Source organism: Methylovirgula sp. (assembly GCF_037200945.1).
Taxonomy (GTDB): Bacteria; Pseudomonadota; Alphaproteobacteria; order Rhizobiales; family Beijerinckiaceae; genus Methylovirgula.
In genome coordinates this window covers 3,699,687-3,721,775 of record NZ_JBBCGP010000001.1, presented here as the reverse complement: position 1 = coordinate 3,721,775, position 22,089 = coordinate 3,699,687, and the positions used below count along the sequence as shown (strand labels likewise).

At 59.2% G+C, this 22,089-nt stretch carries 20 protein-coding genes, 2 tRNA genes, 1 pseudogene and 1 riboswitch; of the genes and pseudogenes, 7 read left to right on the top strand and 16 right to left on the bottom strand.

All coding sequences use genetic code 11. The features are described from left to right. The first annotated feature begins 208 nt into the window (after positions 1 to 208). The 4 genes from lon (at position 209) to WDN02_RS18145 (ending at position 3,822) form a co-directional block, all read left to right on the top strand. Positions 209 to 2,632, top strand: coding sequence for an endopeptidase La (gene lon, locus WDN02_RS18160; protein ID WP_337294817.1), 2,424 nt, complete (start codon positions 209 to 211; stop codon positions 2,630 to 2,632). 77 nt (positions 2,633 to 2,709) lie between these two features. Next, a tRNA-Val gene (locus WDN02_RS18155) sits at positions 2,710 to 2,785 on the top strand. A gap of 145 nt (positions 2,786 to 2,930) precedes the next feature. Continuing rightward, positions 2,931 to 3,656 carry a hypothetical protein gene (locus tag WDN02_RS18150; protein ID WP_337294816.1) on the top strand — a complete coding sequence of 242 codons (726 nt, stop codon included), beginning with the start codon at positions 2,931 to 2,933 and terminating at the stop codon, positions 3,654 to 3,656. 89 nt (positions 3,657 to 3,745) lie between these two features. Next, positions 3,746 to 3,822: transfer RNA gene (locus WDN02_RS18145), tRNA-Asp, on the top strand. 142 nt (positions 3,823 to 3,964) lie between these two features. On the opposite strand, the gene WDN02_RS18140 is transcribed toward WDN02_RS18145, so the two are convergent. From WDN02_RS18140 to WDN02_RS18085, 12 genes and pseudogenes are all read right to left on the bottom strand, one after another. Further along, positions 3,965 to 4,744: a hypothetical protein gene (locus tag WDN02_RS18140; RefSeq protein ID WP_337294815.1), complete on the bottom strand. Its 780-nt coding sequence runs from the start codon at positions 4,742 to 4,744 to the stop codon at positions 3,965 to 3,967. Positions 4,745 to 4,848: 104 nt separating this feature from the next. Further along, positions 4,849 to 5,682, bottom strand: a complete 834-nt coding sequence (locus WDN02_RS18135; protein WP_337294814.1) for a TonB family protein — start codon at positions 5,680 to 5,682, stop codon at positions 4,849 to 4,851. Next, positions 5,666 to 6,107 (bottom strand): annotated as a pseudogene (gene exbD, locus WDN02_RS18130) (TonB system transport protein ExbD). The gene WDN02_RS18135 and the pseudogene exbD overlap by 17 nt, the downstream one beginning before the upstream one ends. Next, complete coding sequence (gene exbB / locus WDN02_RS18125) at positions 6,107 to 7,018, bottom strand: tonB-system energizer ExbB (RefSeq protein ID WP_337294813.1); 912 nt, start codon at positions 7,016 to 7,018, stop codon at positions 6,107 to 6,109. Before exbB ends, exbD begins: the two are co-directional and overlap by 1 nt. Continuing rightward, on the bottom strand, positions 7,015 to 7,701 hold the full coding sequence (locus WDN02_RS18120; RefSeq protein WP_337294812.1) for a Fe2+-dependent dioxygenase: 687 nt from the start codon (positions 7,699 to 7,701) through the stop codon (positions 7,015 to 7,017). The genes exbB and WDN02_RS18120 overlap by 4 nt, the downstream gene beginning before the upstream one ends. Before the next feature lie 7 nt (positions 7,702 to 7,708). Then, a complete protein-coding gene (locus WDN02_RS18115; protein WP_337294811.1) occupies positions 7,709 to 8,326 on the bottom strand; it encodes a TonB-dependent receptor in 618 nt (205 codons plus the stop codon). Positions 8,327 to 8,721: 395 nt separating this feature from the next. After that, positions 8,722 to 9,816: a TonB-dependent receptor plug domain-containing protein gene (locus WDN02_RS18110; RefSeq protein ID WP_337294810.1), complete on the bottom strand. Its 1,095-nt coding sequence runs from the start codon at positions 9,814 to 9,816 to the stop codon at positions 8,722 to 8,724. Between the two features lie 543 nt (positions 9,817 to 10,359). Beyond that, on the bottom strand, positions 10,360 to 10,611 hold the full coding sequence (locus WDN02_RS18105; protein ID WP_337294809.1) for a hypothetical protein: 252 nt from the start codon (positions 10,609 to 10,611) through the stop codon (positions 10,360 to 10,362). A 494-nt stretch (positions 10,612 to 11,105) separates the two neighbouring features. Then, positions 11,106 to 11,525, bottom strand: coding sequence for a hypothetical protein (locus WDN02_RS18100; protein WP_337294986.1), 420 nt, complete (start codon positions 11,523 to 11,525; stop codon positions 11,106 to 11,108). Beyond that, positions 11,410 to 11,886 carry a hypothetical protein gene (locus WDN02_RS18095; RefSeq protein ID WP_337294808.1) on the bottom strand — a complete coding sequence of 159 codons (477 nt, stop codon included), beginning with the start codon at positions 11,884 to 11,886 and terminating at the stop codon, positions 11,410 to 11,412. The genes WDN02_RS18100 and WDN02_RS18095 overlap by 116 nt, the downstream gene beginning before the upstream one ends. Before the next feature lie 185 nt (positions 11,887 to 12,071). After that, complete coding sequence (locus WDN02_RS18090) at positions 12,072 to 13,148, bottom strand: DUF4331 family protein (protein WP_337294807.1); 1,077 nt, start codon at positions 13,146 to 13,148, stop codon at positions 12,072 to 12,074. A gap of 168 nt (positions 13,149 to 13,316) precedes the next feature. Continuing rightward, a complete protein-coding gene (locus WDN02_RS18085) occupies positions 13,317 to 13,760 on the bottom strand; it encodes a hypothetical protein (protein ID WP_337294806.1) in 444 nt (147 codons plus the stop codon). A 235-nt stretch (positions 13,761 to 13,995) separates the two neighbouring features. Between WDN02_RS18085 and WDN02_RS18080 the strand changes: the two genes are divergently transcribed. After that, the gene (locus WDN02_RS18080) at positions 13,996 to 14,889 is read left to right on the top strand and encodes a LysR substrate-binding domain-containing protein (RefSeq protein WP_337294805.1); all 894 of its coding nucleotides are present in this window, start codon (positions 13,996 to 13,998) and stop codon (positions 14,887 to 14,889) included. An 859-nt stretch (positions 14,890 to 15,748) separates the two neighbouring features. On the opposite strand, the gene WDN02_RS18075 is transcribed toward WDN02_RS18080, so the two are convergent. Next, positions 15,749 to 16,312: a cytochrome b gene (locus tag WDN02_RS18075; protein ID WP_337294804.1), complete on the bottom strand. Its 564-nt coding sequence runs from the start codon at positions 16,310 to 16,312 to the stop codon at positions 15,749 to 15,751. Next, entirely contained in the window at positions 16,309 to 17,337 is a 1,029-nt protein-coding gene (locus WDN02_RS18070) for a catalase family peroxidase (RefSeq protein ID WP_337294803.1), read from the bottom strand. Before WDN02_RS18070 ends, WDN02_RS18075 begins: the two co-directional genes overlap by 4 nt. A 237-nt stretch (positions 17,338 to 17,574) precedes the next feature. Here WDN02_RS18070 and cbiB point away from each other — a divergent pair, with 237 nt between their 5' ends. Beyond that, the gene (gene cbiB / locus WDN02_RS18065) at positions 17,575 to 18,555 is read left to right on the top strand and encodes an adenosylcobinamide-phosphate synthase CbiB (protein WP_337294802.1); all 981 of its coding nucleotides are present in this window, start codon (positions 17,575 to 17,577) and stop codon (positions 18,553 to 18,555) included. On the opposite strand, the gene WDN02_RS18060 is transcribed toward cbiB, so the two are convergent. Both WDN02_RS18060 and cobO read right to left on the bottom strand, forming a co-directional pair. Beyond that, positions 18,539 to 20,002 (bottom strand): cobyric acid synthase, encoded by a 1,464-nt coding sequence (locus WDN02_RS18060; RefSeq protein ID WP_337294801.1) that lies wholly within the window; start codon positions 20,000 to 20,002, stop codon positions 18,539 to 18,541. The genes cbiB and WDN02_RS18060 overlap by 17 nt on opposite strands. Further along, on the bottom strand, positions 20,002 to 20,625 hold the full coding sequence (cobO, locus tag WDN02_RS18055) for a cob(I)yrinic acid a,c-diamide adenosyltransferase (protein WP_337294800.1): 624 nt from the start codon (positions 20,623 to 20,625) through the stop codon (positions 20,002 to 20,004). The genes WDN02_RS18060 and cobO overlap by 1 nt, the downstream gene beginning before the upstream one ends. Positions 20,626 to 20,682: 57 nt before the next feature. Beyond that, positions 20,683 to 20,888, top strand: a riboswitch (cobalamin riboswitch). A gap of 163 nt (positions 20,889 to 21,051) precedes the next feature. Between cobO and cobW the strand changes: the two genes are divergently transcribed. After that, positions 21,052 to 22,089, top strand: a complete 1,038-nt coding sequence (gene cobW / locus WDN02_RS18050; protein WP_337294799.1) for a cobalamin biosynthesis protein CobW — start codon at positions 21,052 to 21,054, stop codon at positions 22,087 to 22,089.

Below are 22,089 nucleotides of genomic sequence, written 5' to 3'. Positions count from 1 at the left end.
GCAGCGGCGTTGGAGTGGCGACGCTTGAAAGCTGGCTACTCCCTCGCCATCTTGTTTTTACGAAAGCCCCTTGGGGGCCTCCAGAATTGCGGAGTGTAGAACTGCGGAGCCGACTTGTTCGCGTGTCGTAATGAGCGCAAAATCAAGTCGGGCTCAGGATACGTCTCGGATTCTGACTTTTGAGCGAAAGCTCGGATAGGATAAAGCGATGACAAACAAAAAGCGCGAAAGCGTGCCACCGGGAAAAATCGAGACTTATCCGGTTCTGCCGTTACGCGATATCGTCGTTTTCCCGCATATGATCGTGCCGCTCTTCGTCGGCCGCGAAAAGTCCATTCGCGCGCTGGAAGAGGTGATGAAGGCTGACAACCTTATCCTTCTCGCGACGCAGATCAATGCTTCCGACGACGATCCCAATCCCGATGCGATCTTCAAGACGGGAACGCTGGCCTCTGTTCTACAGCTTCTGAAGCTGCCTGACGGCACTGTGAAAGTGCTCGTCGAAGGGCAGGTGCGCGCCCGTGTCCATGGTTATACCCGCACCGCCGATTATTACGAGGCGGAAGCCGAAGTGCTGGTCGAGGACGCCGCCGACAAGGTGGAAGTCGAAGCTCTGGCGCGTTCGGTGATGGCCGAGTTCGAGTCTTATGTGAAGTTGAACAAAAAGGTCTCGCCCGAGGTGATCGCGGCGGTGAATCAGATCGACGACTTCTCCAAGCTCGCCGATACGGTCGCTTCGCATCTTGCCGTCAAGATTCTCGACAAGCAGGCCGTGCTGGAGACAAGTTCTGTCGCCAAGCGGCTCGAGAAGTGCCTCGGCTTGATGGAAAGCGAAATCTCCATACTGCAGGTTGAGAAGCGCATCCGCACGCGCGTCAAGCGCCAGATGGAGAAGACGCAGCGCGAGTATTACCTCAACGAACAGATGAAGGCGATCCAGAAGGAACTCGGCGACGAGGACGGCAAGGACGACCTCTCCGAGATCGAGGAACGCATCAAGGCGACTCGTCTGTCGAAAGAGGCGCGCGACAAAGCCACAGCCGAGTTGAAGAAGCTGCGGCAGATGTCGCCGATGTCGGCCGAGGCTACGGTCGTTCGCAATTACCTCGACTGGCTCTTGTCCATCCCGTGGAACAAGCGCAGCAAGGTGAAGAAGGATCTGACCATCGCCGAGGAAATCCTCGACAGCGAGCACTTCGGCCTGGAGAAGGTCAAGGAGCGCATCGTCGAGTATCTCGCCGTGCAGAGCCGCGCGAACAAGCTCACGGGCCCGATCCTGTGCCTCGTCGGTCCGCCGGGCGTCGGCAAGACCTCGCTCGGCAAGTCGATCGCCAAGGCGACAGGGCGCGAGTTCGTGCGCATGTCGCTCGGCGGCGTGCGCGACGAAGCGGAAATCCGCGGCCATCGGCGTACCTATATCGGCTCGATGCCTGGCAAGATCATCCAGTCGATGCGCAAGGCCAAGACGTCCAATCCGCTCTTCCTGCTCGACGAGATCGACAAGATGGGCATGGACTTCCGCGGCGATCCGTCTTCGGCGTTGCTTGAGGTGCTGGATCCTGAGCAGAATTCGTCGTTCAACGATCATTACCTTGAGGTCGATTATGACCTCTCTGACGTGATGTTCGTGACGACGGCGAATACGCTCAATATTCCGCCGCCTTTGATGGACCGTATGGAGATCATCCGCATCGCCGGTTACACCGAGGATGAGAAGGCCGAGATCGCGAAGCGTCACCTGATACCGGCCGCGCTGAAAAAGCACGGTCTGGCGCCGGTCGAGTGCGAGATCGAACAGAGCGCGCTCGTGTCGATGATCCGCAGTTACACGCGGGAGGCGGGCGTTCGCAACCTTGAGCGCGAAATCTCCAATATCGCGCGCAAGGCGGTGAAGCAGATCGTTACCGGCAAGACATTGGCGGTGAAGGTGACCGGGGAGAACATCAACGACTTCCTTGGCGTGCCGCGCTATCGGCATGGCGAGGTGGAGGCTGAGGATCAAGTCGGAGTGGTCACCGGTCTCGCCTGGACGGAAGTCGGTGGCGAGCTGTTGACGATCGAAGGCGTCATGATGCCGGGCAAGGGTCGCATGACCGTCACCGGCAACCTGAAAGAGGTGATGAAGGAATCGATCTCCGCGGCCGCTTCGTATGTGCGGTCCCGCGCCGTCGATTTCGGCATCGAGCCGCCGCTCTTCGACCGGCGTGACATCCACGTCCACGTGCCGGAAGGCGCGACGCCCAAGGACGGCCCTTCGGCGGGCGTGGCGATGGCAACAGCCATCGTCTCGACGCTGACCGGCATTCCGGTGCGCCGTGACGTGGCGATGACGGGCGAAATCACGCTGCGCGGCCGCGTGCTTCCGATCGGCGGCTTGAAGGAGAAGCTGCTGGCGGCGTTGCGCGGTGGCATGAAGAAGGTTCTCATCCCGGAGGAGAACGCCAAGGATTTGGCGGAGATTCCGGACGCGGTGAAGAACAATCTCGAGATCGTCCCGGTCTCGCGTATGGACGAGGTGCTAAGGCACGCTCTCCTGCGTCAACCGGTGCCGATCGTGTGGGAAGAGGATGTGAAGCCGATCAAAGGGTCGGTTGCGGCCGATGACGAGGCTTCCGGTCTCATCGCCCACTAAGCGCGGCAATATCTTAAATACAGCCGGGTCCGGAATTTCCGGGCCCGGTTTTTTATGTTAGATGGGCGCGCCTGATGGGGCGGTTAGCTCAGTTGGTAGAGCGTCTGCTTTACACGCAGAATGTCGGCGGTTCGAGCCCGTCACCGCCCACCAGTTTTCGGACCGCGATCGGACCAGCGCGCCCGGCTATTTTCCATTAATTCTGCGTGCATCCGTCGATTGCGTTGGCCGCGCGAAACATTATCCTGTGAGGCTCAGGCAGCGTCGTCCGGATCGGACAAGGACGCGAGGGCGGATCATGACGGAACGTGCCGGCAAAAGCTTCTTCGTTGATTCCAGAGCTGTGAAAGCGTTTTGCGGGCTTTGCGCCGGCGTTCTCGCTCTTCTTGGATTGGTGATGCCGTTCGCAGCCGCGCACGCCGACGACATGACGTTTTCTCTCATTTCGGTTGGCAATCCTGCGCAATGCGGCCGACGCTGCCCCGCTGTGATCGAGGCCGAAGGCGAGATCGGCGATCAAACCCCGGCCCAATTTCTTGAATTCGTGCAGGAAAACGTCGGCCAGGGAAATCTCCACGCCGTCGTCTTTCTCGATTCGCCGGGTGGCAAGGTCGCTGCCTCCATGGAACTTGGCCGCGCCTTCCGGCGAATCGGCGCCGCGGTCATCGTCGCTCGCGCCGATCCTGATGGCTCGCACGGTCTCAACTCCTTCGTTGGCGCGCGCTGCCTCTCCGCCTGCGTCTATGCTTTGATCGGGGCTCGGAAACGCGTCATTCCGCCGGAAAGCTTCGTCGGCATTCATCGCATGTTCGCCTATGTCGATGGCGTCGATGCGCGTGGCGACACGGAGCGCTATCGGCTCTACGACAATGGCGCAATGCGTACGGTGCTCTCGCGCTACACCGGAATGATGGGGGTCAGCCCGGCGCTTATCACCATGGCGGAGCACATCTCCTCCGACCATATTCACATCCTGTCCCGCCGCGAAATCGCGCGTTACCGGCTAGGTTCCTCGCGATTTTGAGCGGCCTCGGGGTAGCAGGGTTTTGCGGGGTTGACTTGCCGGACCGGCTCCCTTATCCGGCATGTCTCCGCCGGATACGCGCGATCCGCGGGGGAGTAGCTCAGCTGGTTAGAGCGCCGGCCTGTCACGCCGGAGGTCGCGGGTTCGAGCCCCGTCTCTCCCGCCATTAAATCAATGATTTAAAGGCTGTTAGTCGAAACGGTTTCACTTTTGTTTGGAACCAGTTTCAACTTTCTGAACTCATTCTGTTTCGATGCGAGCTTGCGGCGGCCTAACAGCCTGACTGCATCATTCTCGCCACGCTTGCGTCATGACGCGAAGTCCCTCAGCACATGAACGAGCGGCGTCGGCGCTTCTTTGACGCCGCCCGCGAACGGCCTTTCGATCGCGATGACGATGACCAATTCGGAAAAAACCAGAAATGCCAGCAGCCCGGTCATCAGTGTCTGGGCGCGCAGATTTTTCGTTCCGAAGAAGAAGGTGAAGCCGATAACCAGAAACGCGCATATGAAAACGATCGCCCAAACCGGATCAGGGACGACGCCGTCAGCGGCCATGAGCCTGGCCCGGCGTGCCTGTGTTATGATTGAGAGCTGATTGAAAACTTCCGACTTTATCGACACATCGCTTTTATCAACGGCTTCCGGCGTAAGCATCGCGGCGTAGAGCCCGCCGAGAGCCTCCCATGTGGGCTTGTTGGCGTGGCCCTTTTCCATCGCTGGCCATTCATCGTTGATCGTGGACGTGAGATATTTGGTCATAGCGATCCTAACGGCCGTGCTCTTCGGCGCGCCGAGTCCATCGGACAAGCGATAGATTGTCGCCGCGGCGCCGGCCTCTTTTTCGACCGTTGATTCGGCGTCGCTGGCCTTCTCCCAGACGACCACGATCGAAAAGGCGAGAAGGACGGCGTATGTCACGCCAATGGTCGCAAACTTGAAGCCGGCGACTTCGTTATTTATGGCCAGATGTTCGAGCTCTACGAAACGTCGGATCAATACGGGTCCGAGCATCGCGAGCGTGGTCGGCACGATAACCACGAGCAAAATTTCGACCCAAAGCGGCGCGGTTGTCAGAAAATCAATCATGTCAGGCCACCCAGTTCCAAGGGAGGCCAATAAAGCACCGCTTACGCTAACTCGGCAATTCCCGAATGTGTGTCTATTCGTCGGCCGAAAAAGCTCGCTCGCGACTAATTCCTGTCGTGTGCTTTGAAAATAACCGGCAGCGTGAATGTCAGGCCCTTATCGGCCACGACTGCGGGCGGGGCAGGGACTGGATCGGAATTGTGCATCATCACCACGGCAGCCTGATCGAAAGCGGGATCGCCCGAACTCGTCACGACGTTCGCTGACATGAGATGGCCGAGGCGGTCGATCGTGAAGCTCAACGTCACTTGCACGTTCCGGCTCTTGGCGCCCGTCGGATAGCGCTTGTGCTTGTTGAGATGGATGCCGAGTTCGCGCTCCCAGGTCATCGCGACGCGTGTCTCGCTTTCGCCGGTGCCCTCGACCGGCGCGGTCGATTGCTGAGATTCTTTGGCAGCATCGGCAACGGGCGGCGCCGCGGCCTCGGAGGCAATCGATTCCTCCGACGGCATCGCCTCCACCGCCTTGATCGTCGGATCGTCCTCCTTGGGCTTCGACGAACTATCGGGTGTCACGAGGCGGTCCGGATCGTCGCTCTCGATCGGCTGGTCTGTGGGAAGCTGCGTTTCCTCGACGTTGGCCTTTTGCGCGACCACTGCCGGCGTTGCCACGGCATCGTCTGCCGGTGGCCCGGGTGGTAGATCGACGGGTTGAAGGTGCGGCGCGGCGAATTCGATCCCGACCTCGACAGCCGGTGCGCCGAGATCGTCCTCGACCTCGGCGGGTTTCATGTAATAGGCTGCCGTCGCGATCGAACCGGCATGAAGTGCGAGCGCCGCGCAGGCCGAGATCAGCCAGATCGGCAATGCCGTCGCCGCCTGCAGGCCATCGGGTTCATCTTCGCCAGGATTGCGCAGTATCTCACTTCGACTGGGCATCTGGCACGCCTTCGAGTGCGACGAGCGAAACCTTGAGGTAGCCGCCCCGGCGCAGGATTTCGAGCACACTCATCATTTCACCGTAAGGCACGGTGCGGTCGGCGCGCAAAAAAATGCGATGATCCTTGGAATTATTGACGGCGGTATCGACCGCGCCGATCAAGTCTTGCCGTTTCACCGCTGTTTCGCCGAGCGCCAGGCTCAGATCGCTTTTAATGGTGAGATAAGTCGGTTTATCCGGGCGCTTCAGCGGATCCGCGGTCGATGTCGGTAGATCGACCGGCAGGTCGACCGTCGACAAGGGCGCCGCGACCCATGAAGATAATGAGCAGTACCAGCATCACGTCGATGAACGGCGTGACGTTGATCTCGTGCGCCTCCTCCAGATCGTCGTCGAGGTCGGAATCGGCGAGGGTGACGCCCATTATTCCGCCGCCCGGCTGATCGGCGCGCCCATATGCCGTCGCTCAAGATCGCGCGACAAAAGCCGCGTCAGCAGCCCCGAGGCGCGGGCGACGAGTTCGAGATAGCTTTTGGTCGACCGCGTGAAGTGATTGTAAATGATGACGGCGGGAATGGCGGTGACGAGGCCGATTGCGGTGGCCAGCAGCGCTTCGGCGATGCCCGGCGCGACGACGGCAAGATTGGTCGTCTGCGCTTTCGAAATGCCGATGAAAGAGTTCATAATGCCCCAGACCGTGCCGAACAGGCCGACGAAGGGCGCCGTCGCGCCGATGGTTGCGAGCAGCCCAGTGCCGTGACGCGCCGCGCGCGCATCGGTGCGGACCAGATCAGTAAAGGACGAAGCGACACGTTCTTTGACACCCTCGTCGTCCGGCAAATCATGCGATTGCGCGATCTCGTGCAAAGTGGCGCGGAGCAAGCCAGAGACAACACTGCGATCTTGCGCAAGTGCCGCTTGCGCGTCCTCAAGACTACTGACGCCGCGCAATCGCTTCAGCGCATTTGCGACACGGCGGCGCGCGCGACCAAGCTCGGCGGATTTGGCGAAAAAGATGGTCCAGGTCGCCAGCGACGCCAGAGCGAGGCCGATCATCACGGCTTTCACGACAATGTCCGCCGCGAGGAACATCGACCACGGCGATAATTCATGCGGCAGCGTGTTCGCGCGCGGCGCATCGTCTTCGTCGGATGCGGACGTTTGCGGGGCAGGCGGCGTCAGGACCGCCTTCGGCATCGGTGTTGCGGGAGCGGCCGGCGCTTGCGGCGGCGTGGCGAGCGATGCCGGTGCCGCCGCGGGCGTAGCCTGTTGCGCGGCCGCCGGGAAGGCAACCAGCAGCAGCGGAATGCAAATAACAAACCTCACGCGAATCATAGCTCGGCCCAATAGCGGATCAGGTTGTGATAGACATTCGTCAACCGCCGCACCTCCGGATCGTTGCGGCCAAGGCGCGCAACAAGTTCCTGAATCGAATTATCGAGATCGAAGATCAGGCTGCGCGCCTGCGCATCGCGTATCATACTTTGCAGCCAGAAAAAGGATGCCGTCCGCACACCGCGCGTGATTTCGGTAACGAGGTGGAGGCTCGTCGAGGGGTAGAGCACGAGGTCGCCGGCCGGCAATTTGACCTCCTGCGTGCCGTAATGATCCTCGATGACGAGATCGCCGCCGTCGTATTCGTCCGGTTCTGACAGAAAGAGCGTCACTGAAAGATCGGTCCGGATTCGCGCGCCGCCCGTCAAATGATCGCCGCGAATGGAATTGTCGACATGCGATCCGAAATATTGCCCCTCGCCATAACGATTGAACAGGGGCGGAAAAATCTTGAGCGGGATCGCCGCCGAGACGAAGAGTGGGTTGGCTGTCAGCGCGGCGACGATTCGTTCGCCAAGTTTGCGCGCCAATTCGCCATCGGGTGGCAATTGTTCGTTTTTCTTGACCATCGCGGATTGAGAGCCGGCCGTCGAGCGGCCGTCCTCCCAATCTGCTTTGTCCATGATGCGGCGGAAGTCCGCCACATCGCTTTTGCTCAATACTTCAGAGATACAAACCAGCATACCGACCCTAAAACTTCACGTCCGCGATTAAGGTAACTGTGCGGCCCGGCGCAACACGAATGAAGGGCACACCACTCTGATAGATCGAATCGTAATAGGTACGATTGAAGATGTTCTGGCAGTTCAGTTTGAGGCTCGAATAGGGTCCGATCTTGGCTTCGACGAACCCGTCAAAGCGCCAGTAAGACGGCAGGACGGTCGGGTCAGGTGCTTGACCATAAGCGACGCCACCGTTTGCCGCCAACAGAGAGCCGCCAAGGATCTTCGAATTGTAGACTGCCTGGCCGCCGACCGCGAACCAATCCGTGAACTGGTAACGCGTGAGGAGATTGAACGATTGATTGGCGATATTGGCGAGCGGTAGTCCGATGTTGGTCGGCACGATCGAATTGGTGACTTTGGTCTTCATCAAGACGAGGCCACCCATCAGGCTCCACTTGTCGGTGATCTTGCCCGAAGCTTCGAGATCAATGCCCTGGACACGATAGGCAGCGCCCGGAATGACTGTACCAGAGACGTAGCCGGTCGAGGCGGGAATGCCGTTTGGCGCTGTTTCACGCGCATTTTCGACATTGGTCTGGACAGTGCGCCGCTTACCAACAGACGGCGATCGAACAATTCCCACTTGTTGCCGAGTTCAATCGCTTGGCTTCGCACCGGACTAAAGACCTGGCTCGCCGGCTGTGTCGGGCTCAGACCGCCGTAAGAGCTCGCCGTCGCGTCGAGTTCGTCGCCAACAGGATCGGCCGCCGTTGCATAGGCGACTAAAAGGCTCGTGATGGGAATGGGCTTGTAAACAAGACCGGCATTGAACGTCGGGATGTTGGGATGTGTCTTCAGCCGAACTCGTATTGTTCGTCGAAGTGATCTGATAATTATCGAATCGAATGCCGGCGTTGGCGATCAGCCAATCATTGTAATTGGCGGTTTCGAGCAAATAGACGGCCTTGGTATCGACATTGTAGATTTGCGGGTTGCCGCCAGGTGGGCGTGCTGAGGCCGTTGAGGTAATTGGTCGGATCATAGATGCTGACGATCGGCGCGCCGGTCGATGAGACAAGACCCTCCGAACCGAGACCCTCGGAGGTCAGGCCAGTATAGCTGTTGATACTGATTGCGTTCGTGGTCGAAATCACCGCCGAAGACGACAGCGTTTTTGACCGGGCCTGTGTAGAAGTCAAAATTCACCTGCGGGTCATCCGCAAGCACGGCGACCGTTTCAAAACGGCTTTGCGCATTGAGCTGCGTGTAACCGGAGAGGCAAGTCGGCGTCGAGCTCGCCGTTCCTCCGCAACCGCCCGGCGCACCCGGCGGCAAGAGCACAGTGGCGGCGGGGTTCTCCGGAATCGTCCCAATATAATTCAGGATCGAATATTCTTGACGCATCTTGTTTTCGAGCGTGACCACGTCATTGACGTGATATTGCAGATCGATCGTGCCGATGTTCTGCGTCGTCTTGGTGAAATCGCGATTGACGATGCCGTAATAAGTATTGCGGGGCACGGTGCCGTTGGTGACCGGCGTTTCAGCGGGCAGATTGTAGGGGACGCCGAAGTCGGGCAGACCCGAGAGATAGGTGTGCGAATAATCCGCCTTGATGGTCAGGTTCGACAGCGGCCGGAAAGTTAGGGCGCCCCCGAGGCCGTTGCGATCGTCGGTGGTGAAATCGCGTCCAGCAATGCCCGCGCCCTGGATTAGGCCGTCGAGGCGCACGTCAAGGATCGAGCTGATCGCCTTGTTGACATCGAAGGTGAAACGGCGCGTTTCGTCGCTGCCAAGTTGCGACTGTGCCGAGTAAAAGTCATCGTCCTCAGCCTGTTTGGTGACGATGTTGATAGCGCCGCCGGACGTCCCGCGGCCGGCATAGCTCGAAGCCGGTCCGCGCAGAATCTCGACTTCTTCCGTAAAGAAATTCTCGCGAATGCTGACACCTGGGTCGCGGATGCCGTCAACGAAAATGTCGTTGCGGGCGTCAAAACCGCGGATGAAGAATCGATCGCCGAAGGCGTTGCCGCCTTCGCCGGAGCCGAGCGTCACGCCCGCCGTTGTGCGGCCGATATCGCGGAGCGATGTCGCGTTTTCATCCTGCAGCACCTGTTGTGTAAGAACGGTCACCGAGCGCGGTGTATTGAAGATCGGCTCGCTGAATTTGCTCGAGGAAAAGCGCTCGGCCTGATAGGGCGCGTTCGGATTGGCGTAGGGATCGCTGCCAGGAACGTGTCCTGTCGTCTGGCCCGCAGCGCTGGCGCCGGGATTAGCGGGTGATTGCGCGTCGTCGTTTCGCGCAGCTTGTGGCGCAACGCTGTGCGTGCCCGCAGATGCGCTTTTGCCGGCTTGGCCGCGACGTGACGATGATGCGCCACCGGCGCTGTGACCGTGACGGGCGCGAGCGCAGGTGCGGCGCCAGTCGCCTGTTGGGCTTCTGCCGCGCTCACCGAGCCTGCCGCCATCAGAAAGGCCGTTGTAAGAGTCGCGCCGTCTTTGACGTCAGACCGCTTTCTTGTCCTCGCCCCAGAATCGCGCATGCGTAAAGAACCCGGAACTTTCACTCCGCTCATTTCAGCCCCCATTCCCGCGCTTGACGCGCGCCCCAGATAAATTTCGAACTTCGGTTGTTGTCGTTTTCTTATTCGTCGCTTCGATTGATGCTTATCGAAGTCAGTCTTCCGCTTCGGCGGTGCTTGGCGGTTTCATCAATCCGAACAACTCGTCGGCTGTCGCCAAAGCTGATTGCCGGACCCGCGTTGTGTCGTGGGAGCCCGAAATCCGAATCTGGTTGATGACCGCGCGAACCTCATCGCGGAATTCCGTCAGAAACCGCAAAGGCTCGGGGGAATTATTCGCGACTTTAGCGATGAGCCCTGTCAGAAGAATCTGACATGCGATCATCCGCCCATTGAGTTCGTCCAAAGCCCCACGTCCACTACTTAGAATAATTATAGAAATGACTTTTTTGTCAGGGGCGTTTTGACTCGGCTGGTGAGGTTTAACAACACGCGGCCGCTAAATAGTAATTAGAATAACTCTAGTTTTGGGGCGCTGGCCTACTGATATAGAAGCCGTTTCGGTGGTAGTTTAGAAAGAATTGCCGAGGTGCATCCATCCTTTGATGGGGGAGTGTGGCTGATTGCCCACATGCTCGCGGCTATCTCAGCTCCGCGAGCCCGTCTGTATCAGGGCGCTGTAAGCCGATCCTCGATCCGGCCCCATTTCCAGGTCGCCACCGCGACAATCCATGTGACGACGAATAGCCCGACAATGACGAAGCCGATATTGCCGAGATCGGCTGTCCTGACCCAAGCCCAGATGGCGCCGTGAGATCCAGCGTATCGCCGAGCAGACCCATGATCTCGATCGTGCCAATGACGAGCGCCACGGCGATCGAAAGACCGGTAATGACAAAATTATAATAGACCGCGCCGCACGGGCTTTGTGAGCGCCCATGCGTAAACGACAGTCATGAACGATCCATCGATCGTGTCGAAAAGCGACATGCCGGCGGCGAAAAGAACGGGAAGGCAAAGGATCGCGTACCAGGGCAGTCCGGACGCGGCGCCCGATCCCGTCAATACGAGGAGTGCAATCTCAGTCGCCGTGTCAAACCCGAGGCCGAAGAGAAGGCCGACGAAATACATCTGCCAGGGTTCGTTCACGAAGTTCATCACGCGCCGTAGCAGCGTGCTCATAATGCCGCGCACATGATGCGTGTCAGAAGCGCTTTCCGACCATTGGCCGCGCCGCATCTGGCGAAACACTCTGATGATGTCGAATAGAACCATAAGATTGAAAATGGCGATCACGTAAAGAAAGCCGCTCGAGACAATCGTGCCGATCAGGCCCGTGATTTGATGAAGCTGAGAATTTGTCGTCGAGAACCGGCGCCGCGATGCTTTTCACGCCGAATGCAAGCAGCAGCGCCAGCACGAAGACGACGGTCGAATGGCCGAACGAAAACCAGAAGCCGACCGAAAGAGGACGTTTGCCGGTCTGCATGATCTTGCGGGTGGTATTGTCAATGGCTGCGATGTGATCGGCATCGAAGGCGTGGCGCATTCCCAGCGCGTAGGCGGCAAGGCCGATACCGAAGCCGAAGACAGAATTGCCGATGCTCAGATGCTGGCGTGCGACGATCCCCAGCAATGTGCCCCAACCGGCGACATGCAGAAGCAGAATAAAGGCGCCCATGGCCGACCATGCTCCAACGCGCGCGATTGCTTTGACTTGAATCCGCACGCGGTTGGGATGACGAGGACTCGTTAATCCCGGCTATCGGCATAGCCGCTCCTTCGGTTTATGTCGCTGAGACAAAAATCGGCAATTTGGCGCGCGAACCTAGAAATTCGGCCTGGTTCGCGCGCCGATACTCGCGTTTACGACGCGCCCACCGGTGCGCCGTGGATCGGTGTGTGCTCTCTGCCCACATCGGGAACATAGGGGAAAGTCGCCGACGGCTTTGGCGAAACCGACTCCTTGCCGATCTCGAGTCGGACGGCCGCGTTTGCCGCAATCGAGAACATCACGTCGGGCGCATTGTCAGCGAGCGAGCGGCCGTTCCATTCGGCGAAGCCGAATGTCGCGGATGTCCCGATCTTGTAAGGCAGCACGTTAGGGAAGAAGCGCCGCGCAACCCGTTCGCCATAGGCCTGCGGGTCCGCGGACGTGCCGATCGCCGACACGGCCCCCGCGATGGACTTCGCGACGAGCGCGCCGTAGGTCGCAAAATCTTCGGACGGGTGTCCGGCGTTGAGCCGATTGCCGAGGTCCTCATTATATTGCGTGAAGAGCGGGTGAATCATAGGCAGGCCGATGCGGTTGATCGAGCGCCAGCCGCCGGCGTCCGTTGCCAGTGTCGCGACCGCCCAGACGCCGATTTTATGCTCGCCATGCGTGGCGGCGAGTAGCTCGGCGTCCGGCACTTCCAGCACGATCGAATAAATCGTGTGGCCGGCAAACAAGTTCTTTGCCTTGCTTGGCGTCCAGTCGCCGAGGTTGATCGTCGTGCCATCCTGGAAAGCATGACCGACCGCGTGCAACACATCGGGTTCGATCCAGAACGGGTCACCGGCCTTACCGGCCCAGACACGCAGACCGGAGTCCGTCGTGGTCGTTTTGTCGGTTGTGCCCTCGGCGATCAGAGTGCCGGGCGCGTGCGGATCTGTTGCCTCCGCGCCGGTGATCCGACGCAAAACGTAGCGTTGATTGCCCTGCGGGTCGCGCTTGTAGAACTGAATGCGATAAGTAATCTCTTCGCTGGCATCGCCATTTGAATCGATTTTGAATTCGTACATCCCCTCGGGATGATAGCCCGGTTCGGGAATAGGGCCTGCGATCGAGTGGCAGACGTTGATGACGAACACAGTCCCTACTTCGCCGCGGAATAGGTAAAGGTCGGTAATATCGAGACGGATGTCCTGGCGTGCGATGGGTGAGTCGAGATGATGTGACATGGCTGGTCTCGCGTTAGATGGAGCTGGAAATTCTCTTAGCTTTGCCGACAGCGATCATGTGGGCCTCGCGCGAACGATGGCCCGTTTCCATGTTTGCCGCGTTCTTCTTGCGCGGCTGTCTTCTTGCTCTTCGCTGTTTATATGCTGCGCCGACCGCGTGAGCCAGTGTTATTGCAAGCGTGAGATCATCTGGTGAAGGTAATCGGTCGCCTGGTCCGCGGGGATCATAACCATCATATGGCCGTTGATATCAGCGGCCGCGACGGTCATTTCCTTGCCACTATGTGTCATAACTGTGAATGTCATTTGGTGTAGGAAGTCAGGCATCTGGTCGTCCGGCACCATTAGCATCATGTGGCCGTTCACGTTCGTTCCGACGAGCCGAAAGTGCTTGCCGCTCGCATTCATGACCTCGAAAATCATTTGATGGAGATAGTCCGGCGCCTGCTCGGCCGGCAGAAGCGCCATCATGTGGCCGTTCATGTTCTCCACGTCGAGACGCACCTTTTTGCCGCTGTGCGTCATGGCGGATATCGTATGATCGGTTGCAATCGCCAGGACGGGACTGAGAGCGAGAGCAATCGCCAGTGCGGCCTTCGCGGAAAATTTCATAGTCAGTTTCCCTCTATAATCATGCGTTCCCGGCCGGGAACTTAAACATTACGATTCAGAACGCGGCCGACGAAGAAATATTCGCGCCGTTCAGTCCGCCAATTTGGCGGCCGGACCATAAGGGGCCACTGCACGCTCATCTTTCAAAATCCAACGGCGCGTTTCATAATCGAACGATGCAAGGAAGATGACCGTCCGGTGACTTGCGCGCGCCGATGTATTAAAGACTAGGTTCATGACTCTTGAGCAGCTCCGTATTTTTGTCGCCGTTGCCGAGCGTGAACATGTGACGCGGGCTGCCGAGGCGCTTAATCTCACGCAATCCGCGGCGAGCGCCGCGGTTGCTGCGCTGGAAGCGCAGCACGGCTCGAAACTTTTCAATCGTGTCGGGCGTGGGATAGAACTGACCGATGCAGGGCGGATTTTCCTGGACGAGGCCCGCGCCGTGCTGGCCCGCGCTGAATTGGCGGAACTGAAACTCGCCGAACTTGCCGGCCTGAAGCGTGGACGCTTGCTCATCCAGGCGAGCCAGACGATCGCGAGCTATTGGCTGCCGCGTCATCTCGTCGATTTCCGTCACGCGCATCCGGGCATCGAAATCAGGTTGAGTGTTGGCAATACCGCCGATGCGGCGGAAGCCGTCAGTACGGGCGCGGCCGAACTCGGGTTCGTAGAAGGGCCTGTCGAGCGGCCATTACTCAAGGTCACCGAGGTCGCGCGTGACCAATTGATCATCGTTGTCGCGGCCGATCATCCGTGGGCGATGCGCAAGAAGCTCACGGCAGACGATTTCGTTAAAACGGAATGGGTGCTGCGCGAGCCGGGTTCTGGCACGCGCTCTGTTTTCGAAGGCGCGCTCGCCAAATTGGGCGTCCCAGTTGCCGCCCTCAATGTCGCGCTCGAATTACCGACCAATGAAGCCGTCCGCGCCGCGGTTGAGGCGGGCATGGGCGCGACAGCGATTTCGGCTTCGGCCGCTGTATCGAGCCTCGAAGCCGGCTTGCTCAGCCGGGCGCCGTTCGATCTGCCCGCGCGGCCGTTTAATCTGATCCAGCAAATAGAACGACAGCCGGGGCACGCCGCGCAGGCGTTGACCGCAACGATCACGCGAAAACGCAAAGAGCGCTAGAGCCGCGTGAATGGACCGCCGCGACCTCGTTATTTTTCGGGCAAAGAGGGCCGGGTAAACGAAACGGCCCTCCACCCCAATGGAGAGCCGCCTAGGTCAATAACGCATCCCCGGCTAATGAGCACCGGATGCAGCACAAATATACCCAAAGCTGCTTGTGCCGAGGTGACAAAAATCACACTTGAATAAGCCCCAAAAGAAACGGCCCCAAGAGAGCCGTTTCCCAACCAGCTAAATATAAAGCGATCCTTGGCTAGCTAAGGCCAAGCCGCGTCCAAGTCCTAAAGGTGGTTTGATAAAACTGTAAATAGAATGATTTTCCAAATTCTACTCTTGGTAAAGCAGGAAGTGTTTGGCATTGTTTCCTTTACCGCTTTTACTGATCAAATTCCGCTCTCTATACAGATAACAAAGAAAAGACTTCCGGCTTTTGCATCTTGAGATCGCGTTACTGATCTGAAACCGGGAAGCTAAAAGGGTCGTCATGCGTCGGCGAGGGCATGCGGAGCCTTGCGGCATCCGCCGACGCCGAAGACGAGCTCTGCCCGACAAGCGCATAATAATGGTTCATGTGCTGCGCGCTTTCGCGATGGTCTGCGTGGTGCGTCCCCGCGAACGCTGAGGAAGCGGAGAGGCTCGCCAGAAGGATGGCCGCACATGCTGCAGGAACGGAAAATGACTTGATCATAATAATCTCCTTCGCTTTGGAAGACGCACGTGAGCGCCGTTGCCGCTGCTTATGCGCCGCGGGCGCGCGCAACCAACGCGAAGATCAGATCATATCGTTCCAGATTTTTTGTTGATTGAATGCCGTGCGCCTAAAGCCACGCGCGGGCGCCGCAGGCTTAATCAATTGCGATCACTCGGCCGGTACGCCGTCATCGCTGAAGGACGCGGACGCCATCGTCTCGAAAACACCATCGCGCCGGATCAGTGCGTGGAACAATGCGGCGGCGATATGCATGAGGATGAGCGCAAAGAAGGCAAAAGCCAGATAGTAATGCGCGTTCCAGAGTAGAGTATGTACGTCATCGCTGGGTGGGAGGATCGGCGGCAAGTGGATATCGCCGAAGAGCACGACTGGGTAAGAACCGGCCGACATCATTCCCCAACCGAGCAGAGGCATGGCGATCATTAATGCGTAAAGCCCGTAATGCGATAGATGCGCTGCAAGCTTCATCGGTTCGGGCAAATTCGGTGGCAGCGCAGGCGCGCCAAAGCGAGCGCGCACGCCGAGCCTGATCAGTGCGAGAGCAAGGATCGCAATGCCGAGCGTTTTATGTGTTGCAAGCAAAGGTACATATTTCGGCATGACGGTCGAGACCATGCCAACGCCAATGAAGAGCATTGCGAGAAGGCAAAGTGCCATCAGCCAGTGCAGCACGCGCTGAAGAACGGTGAAACGCTGACGGTCTGTGCTCATGGGTGCGAACTCGATTGGGTATACGGATAATACTTAGCCTCCGCCGTGCGGGCGTCGTAGGAGACCGCATATGCGGAGGAGCGCGCGGCCGGAAACGGATCATCGGAGACCGTGACGCCGTTTGGCAGGATCGTCGGATCGAAATTGATATCTCGGCAAGGGCCGTCTGCCTCGGCCTCGACCTTCTGCACAACAAGCTCTCCGGCTGTGATCGTTCGGCGTCCCTTCGGCCAGGGCTTGCTCGGGTCGGCTGTCTGATCGCTGGAATCTGCAACGGTCAACGTCAATGTCCAACGCTGCGGTGCCTTGCCGACGCGCTCTGCGATTTCCTGTTCGAGATAATTGGGGCCGCGTTTGCTAAGTTCGGCTTGCGTGATCGGTACGGCTTGCGCCTGTGGACTATATGACCAGCGCACCGCGCGCTTTGCACTCGACTCGTCTGTAAAGATGAAGGAGTCTAAGCTATTATAGGGCTCTTCGGCGTAGCTTCCTGTCCATGGAGTGCTCTTTGCCCAGCCGCCAAAAGCTTTGACTTCCGGATGCGACGCCACAAATGTCCTCATCGCGCTGGGATCTTTGCTTTTCGACGCTAATTGCAGAGCATAAAAACCTTCCACCGTGGCGACGGGAAAGAAGGGTGGGTCGATCATGGCCGAGCGCCAGACTTCGCCGTTCGGTGCTGAAATCTGAAGTCCAAGGCCTCTCACGCGAACCATCGCATCGGCCGCGTTCGCGTTCGGAGTCGCGAGGTTGAAGCGCCCGAGCGCCGGATATTGCCCGCGGGTGAATATCTGCGATGAAGAGAGTACCGCGCCGTTGCCGTTCGAGTCGAACACGCCAGTAAAACAAATTCCCTTTGCGTGGTTACGCCGATGCCCGAGCGCGGGGCCGCCAGGCGGGGCTAAAGCGGCGATGATTTTACGAGCGGTGAGACGGTCGGGGGATAGCCAGCCCGCCGTATAAGCGAAGGCGCCAGCACTCGCCGCGATAATCACGGCGATGAGCGCGAATGAGCCGAGAGGCAATGGAGAGGATCGGCTCGGAACGGACAATGCTCTACTCCAGAAAAATACTTGCCGAACATGCAATGCGCGTTACACGAATTCAACCATAACATTTTAAAATCCATGTCATGCCCCTTCGAATACGGTCAATCCTGCATCGGCACTTATTCATCACCAGTCTCGGCAAGCTTGACCGCACGGTATCCGATCGGCATTTAGCGGACGTCGTCATGTCGATTTCGCCAACCGGACATAAGAATGACGTTCACGAGTACGTTTGGTCTCACGGCGGCGGTACTCGCGCTTGAAGCGATCTTCGGCTATCCGGCATTTTTATTGCGCGTGATCGGCCATCCAATCATGTGGATCGGCGTGTTGATTGGTGCGACGGAATCGCGGCTCAATCGGCAATCTACAAACGCGCAAATTCAAAAGCTCTCTGGCGTTGTTGCTTTGGTCTTCTGGCTGGCTTGCGTCGGAATTTGTGGCGTCGTCGTCACGCGGCTGCTCGGCACGTCAATCTTCGGCGAACTAGTGCTCGCGCTCCTCGCAACGAGCTTGCTGGCGCAACGCTCTCTCCACGATCATGTGCGAGCCGTCGCCACAGCGTTGGAGCGCGAGGGGGTTGAACCGGCGCGCGCGGCGGTCGGCCGGATTGTCGGGCGCAATGCGGCTGACCTCGATGAAGCGGGCATTGCACGGGCCGCGATCGAAAGTCTCGCCGAGAATTTCTCCGATGGCGTCGTTGCGCCGGCGTTCTGGCTCGCTGTTGGCGGTCTCACCGGCGCGATGCTCTATAAGACAATCAACACTGCCGACAGCATGGTCGGGCATCGCACGCCACGCTTTGCAAATTTTGGCTGGGGGTCGGCGCGGCTCGACGATCTTGTCAATCTTCCAGCGGCACGGCTTGCGGCATTGCTTTTCGCCGCTGCCGCTGTCTTTGGCGGGTTTGCGTCCGCGCGCGAGGTTTGGCGTGCTACGCGGCGCGACGCACCCAAGCATCTGTCGCCCAATGCCGGATGGCCGGAGACAGCGATGGCCGGGGCTCTCGGCCTCAAGCTCGGCGGTCCGCGAGTCTATGGCGAAAATGTCGTTGATGGCGCCTTCATGGGCGATGGCCGTTGTGACGCGAATGCCAAAGATATTTTCCGCGCGCTCGAATTGTTTCGACGTGCCGCCGCGATTCAGATTTGTTGCTATGCGGCGCTGGCACTCGTCTTCATTTGGCGAGGCTGAGCAAAAGATCGAGATCAAGGTGAGTTTCGAGATGCGTGGCAAGGCCGTCGAGCGTTCGCTCGATCTGGTCTTCATAGGCGAGATCGGAGCCATTGCCGCCCAGCGACGTGATCCATGCGCGGCGTTGATGATCGTCGGCAAAAAGGCCATGGACATAGGTGCCGGCGACGAGGCCGCTCGCTGAACGCGCGCCTTCAACGCGGCCGTCATCAAGTCTGTGCATCGGGCACATACAATCCGGTCCATAAGTTTGGCCGATGTGCATTTCATAGCCTTTGAACGGCGCGCCGTCCGCCGTGTCATGACCGGCGACAGCCAAAAGCGCCTTGTCGCCGCCGAGCACGGTCTCGACATCGAGCAGGCCGAGGCCTAGCGTTTCGCCGGGTGCGCCTTCAATACCGTCCGGGTCGGCAATCCGCCGCCCAAGCAATTGAAAGCCGCCGCAGAGGCCGAGAACTTTACCGCCGCGCCGCACATGCGCCTTGATATCGATGTCCCAGCCTTCTGCGACGAGCGCATCCATGTCGGCGCGCGTCGCTTTCGATCCTGGCAGGATGATCAGGTCGGCATCGCCGGGGAGGGGCGTGCCATGCCGCATCATCATGAAATTGATGTTAGGCTCCGCAGCGAGCGGATCGAGATCGTCGAAATTCGCGATATGCGGCAGAACCGGCGTCACGATCTTGAGCGGCCGGTTTTTGCCGCTTGGCATAAAACGTTGGTGCGGAACACTGTCCTCGGCAGGCAGAAGGGCAGCATCGGCGAAATAAGGAATGAGTCCGAGTGCCGGCCAACCTGAATAGGTTTCGATGTCGCGCATCCCGGCTTCGAAGAGCGTCGGATCGCCGCGAAATTTATTGACGATGAAGCCCCGGATCAGCGCCGCATCGTCGGCATCGAGCACCGCTTTCGTGCCAGCGATCTGGGCGATGACGCCGCCGCGGTCGATGTCACCTATGAGAACGACGGGACAATCTACAGCCCGGGCGAAACCCATGTTTGCGATATCGTTGGCGCGCAGATTGATTTCGGCGGGGCTCCCGGCGCCCTCGACGAGTACCAGATCCGCCGCAGCCGCAAGTGTCGCAAAACTTTCGAGCACGGCGGCGCGCAGTTTTGGTTTCCAAGCCTGATATTCGCGCGCTTTGGCGGTCCCCACGACGCGGCCTTGCACCACGACTTGCGAACCGACATCGCTTTGCGGTTTCAATAAGACAGGATTCATATGCACGCTTGGCGCAAGCCCCGCCGCGCGCGCCTGCAAAGCCTGCGCCCGGCCGATCTCGCCGCCGTCTGCCGTCACGGCGGCATTGTTGGACATGTTTTGCGGCTTGAATGGCGTGACCGCGAGTCCGCGTTTGCGATATGCCCGCGCAAGCCCGGCGACGATCAGCGATTTGCCGACGTCAGAGCCCGTGCCCTGAAACATCAGACGTCGCGCTATCATTAAAACTCGATTCCGGCCTGAGCTTTGACGCCCGCCGCGAAATGATGCTTGACCGCATTCATTTCGGTCACGAGATCGGCGGCGTCGATCAGGGTCTGCGGCGCATTACGTCCCGTGACAACGACATGCAGGCCGGGACGCCGCTGGGTCAGCGCCGCGACGACATCATCGACCGGCAGATAATCGTAGCGCAAGGCGACGTTCAGTTCGTCGAGGATGACAAGTCCGATCTGCGGGTCTTCCATCAGCGTTTTCGCCTTCGCCCAGGCGGCTTCGGCGGCGGCGATGTCGCGGGCGCGATCCTGCGTTTCCCAGGTGAAGCCTTCTCCCATCGTGTGCCAGGAGACGAGATCGGCGAAGCGCGTCGCCAAGATGTCGCGTTCGCCCGTCGACCACGCGCCCTTGATGAATTGCACGACACCGACGCGCCATCCATGTCCGATTGCGCGCAGCAGGAGGCCGAAAGCCGCCGTCGATTTGCCTTTGCCACGTCCGGTATGGACGATCAGCAGACCTTTTTCGATCGTCTTTGCGGCGACTTCTTCGTCCTGCGCTTCCTTGCGCTTGCGCATCTTTTCCTTGTGCCGCGCGCCGGAATCAGGCGCATCTTGCGCAATTGTCATGGGAAATCTCCAGCCGCCGCGGCGGAAGGCGCTGTTTTGACAAGGCTGCGGGGCGATGGCAAGGTGCCAAACGACGGTCCTTCTTCGGAAGGAAAACAGGGAATGCGGTCTGAGCGTCTGCTCAAAGCCGCAGCTGCCCCCGCAACTGTGAGCGGCGAGCTTTCGCCCGAAGCCACTGGATTGCCGAAAGGCGATCTGGGAAGGCGGGCGACATATGTGTTGAGCCGCGAGCCAGGAGACCTACCGTCTTCGTTGACCGTTTGCGTCGGGCGGGGTGCCCCGGGCGAATGCTGCAGCCTTTGCTAAGCTGCGTTGCGCTGAAGTGCGCCGGTCCTTTCACCCCACGGAATAGAGCGTTTTCGAGCGAAGTGGATTCCGGTTCGCGTGAAGAAAACGCGTCGAAGCAAAACTGACGCGGAGCATGGAATGGCGGCGCTCGACACGCATAAAATCCCGACAACGATCGTCACCGGCTTTCTGGGCTCCGGCAAGACGACGCTGATCCGCCATCTGCTCGAACGTGCGCAAGGCCGCCGCCTGGCTTTGATCATCAATGAATTCGGCGATGTCGGCGTCGATGGCGAAATCCTGCGCAGCTGCGGTGTCGCGTCATGCCCCGAAGAAAATATTATCGAGCTCGCCAATGGCTGTATCTGCTGCACGGTCGCAGACGATTTCGTGCCTGCCATTGAGGCGTTGCTCGGTCGCGGCGAGAAGCCCGACCACATCATCATCGAGACGTCGGGTCTGGCCCTGCCCAAGCCGCTGGTGAAAGCCTTTGATTGGCCGACCATTCGTTCGCGCCTCACGGTGGATGGTGTGATTGCCGTGGTCGATGGCGCTGCCGTGCTCGCAGGCACATTTGCCGATAATCCGGAAATGATCGCAGCACAGCGCGCCGCCGATCCTTCGCTCGATCACGATAATCCGCTTGAGGAAGTCTTCGAGGATCAACTTCTGTGCGCTGATATGGTCGTGCTCAACAAAAGCGATCTGCTGACAGACGATGAGAAGATGCAGGCGCGTGAACAGATCGCCGCAGTTCTGCCGCGCGCGGTCAAAATTGTTGTCACGAGCGAAGGCAAGGTCGATCCCGAGCTGCTGCTTGGGCTTGAAGCTGCGGCGGAAGACGAGATCGACGCGCGCAAGTCGCATCACGATGACGAGCCCGAGCATGATCACGACGAGTTCGAAAGCTTCGTGCTCAATGTCGGTCCGGTCAGCGATCAGGAGCAATTCATCGCCAGGCTGAGTGCTATCGCCGAGCAGCATGACGTGTTGCGGATGAAAGGCTTTTTCGAGGTCGCGGGCAAGCCGATGCGTCTTCTGGTGCAGGGCGTCGGACGGCGCTTCCGGCAGAATTTCGATCGTCCGTGGCATAAGGACGAATCCCGCCAGGGCCGGCTGGTCGTCATCGGCGAGACGGGGCTTGATCGCGCGGCGATTGCCGCAGCGGTCGGCTGA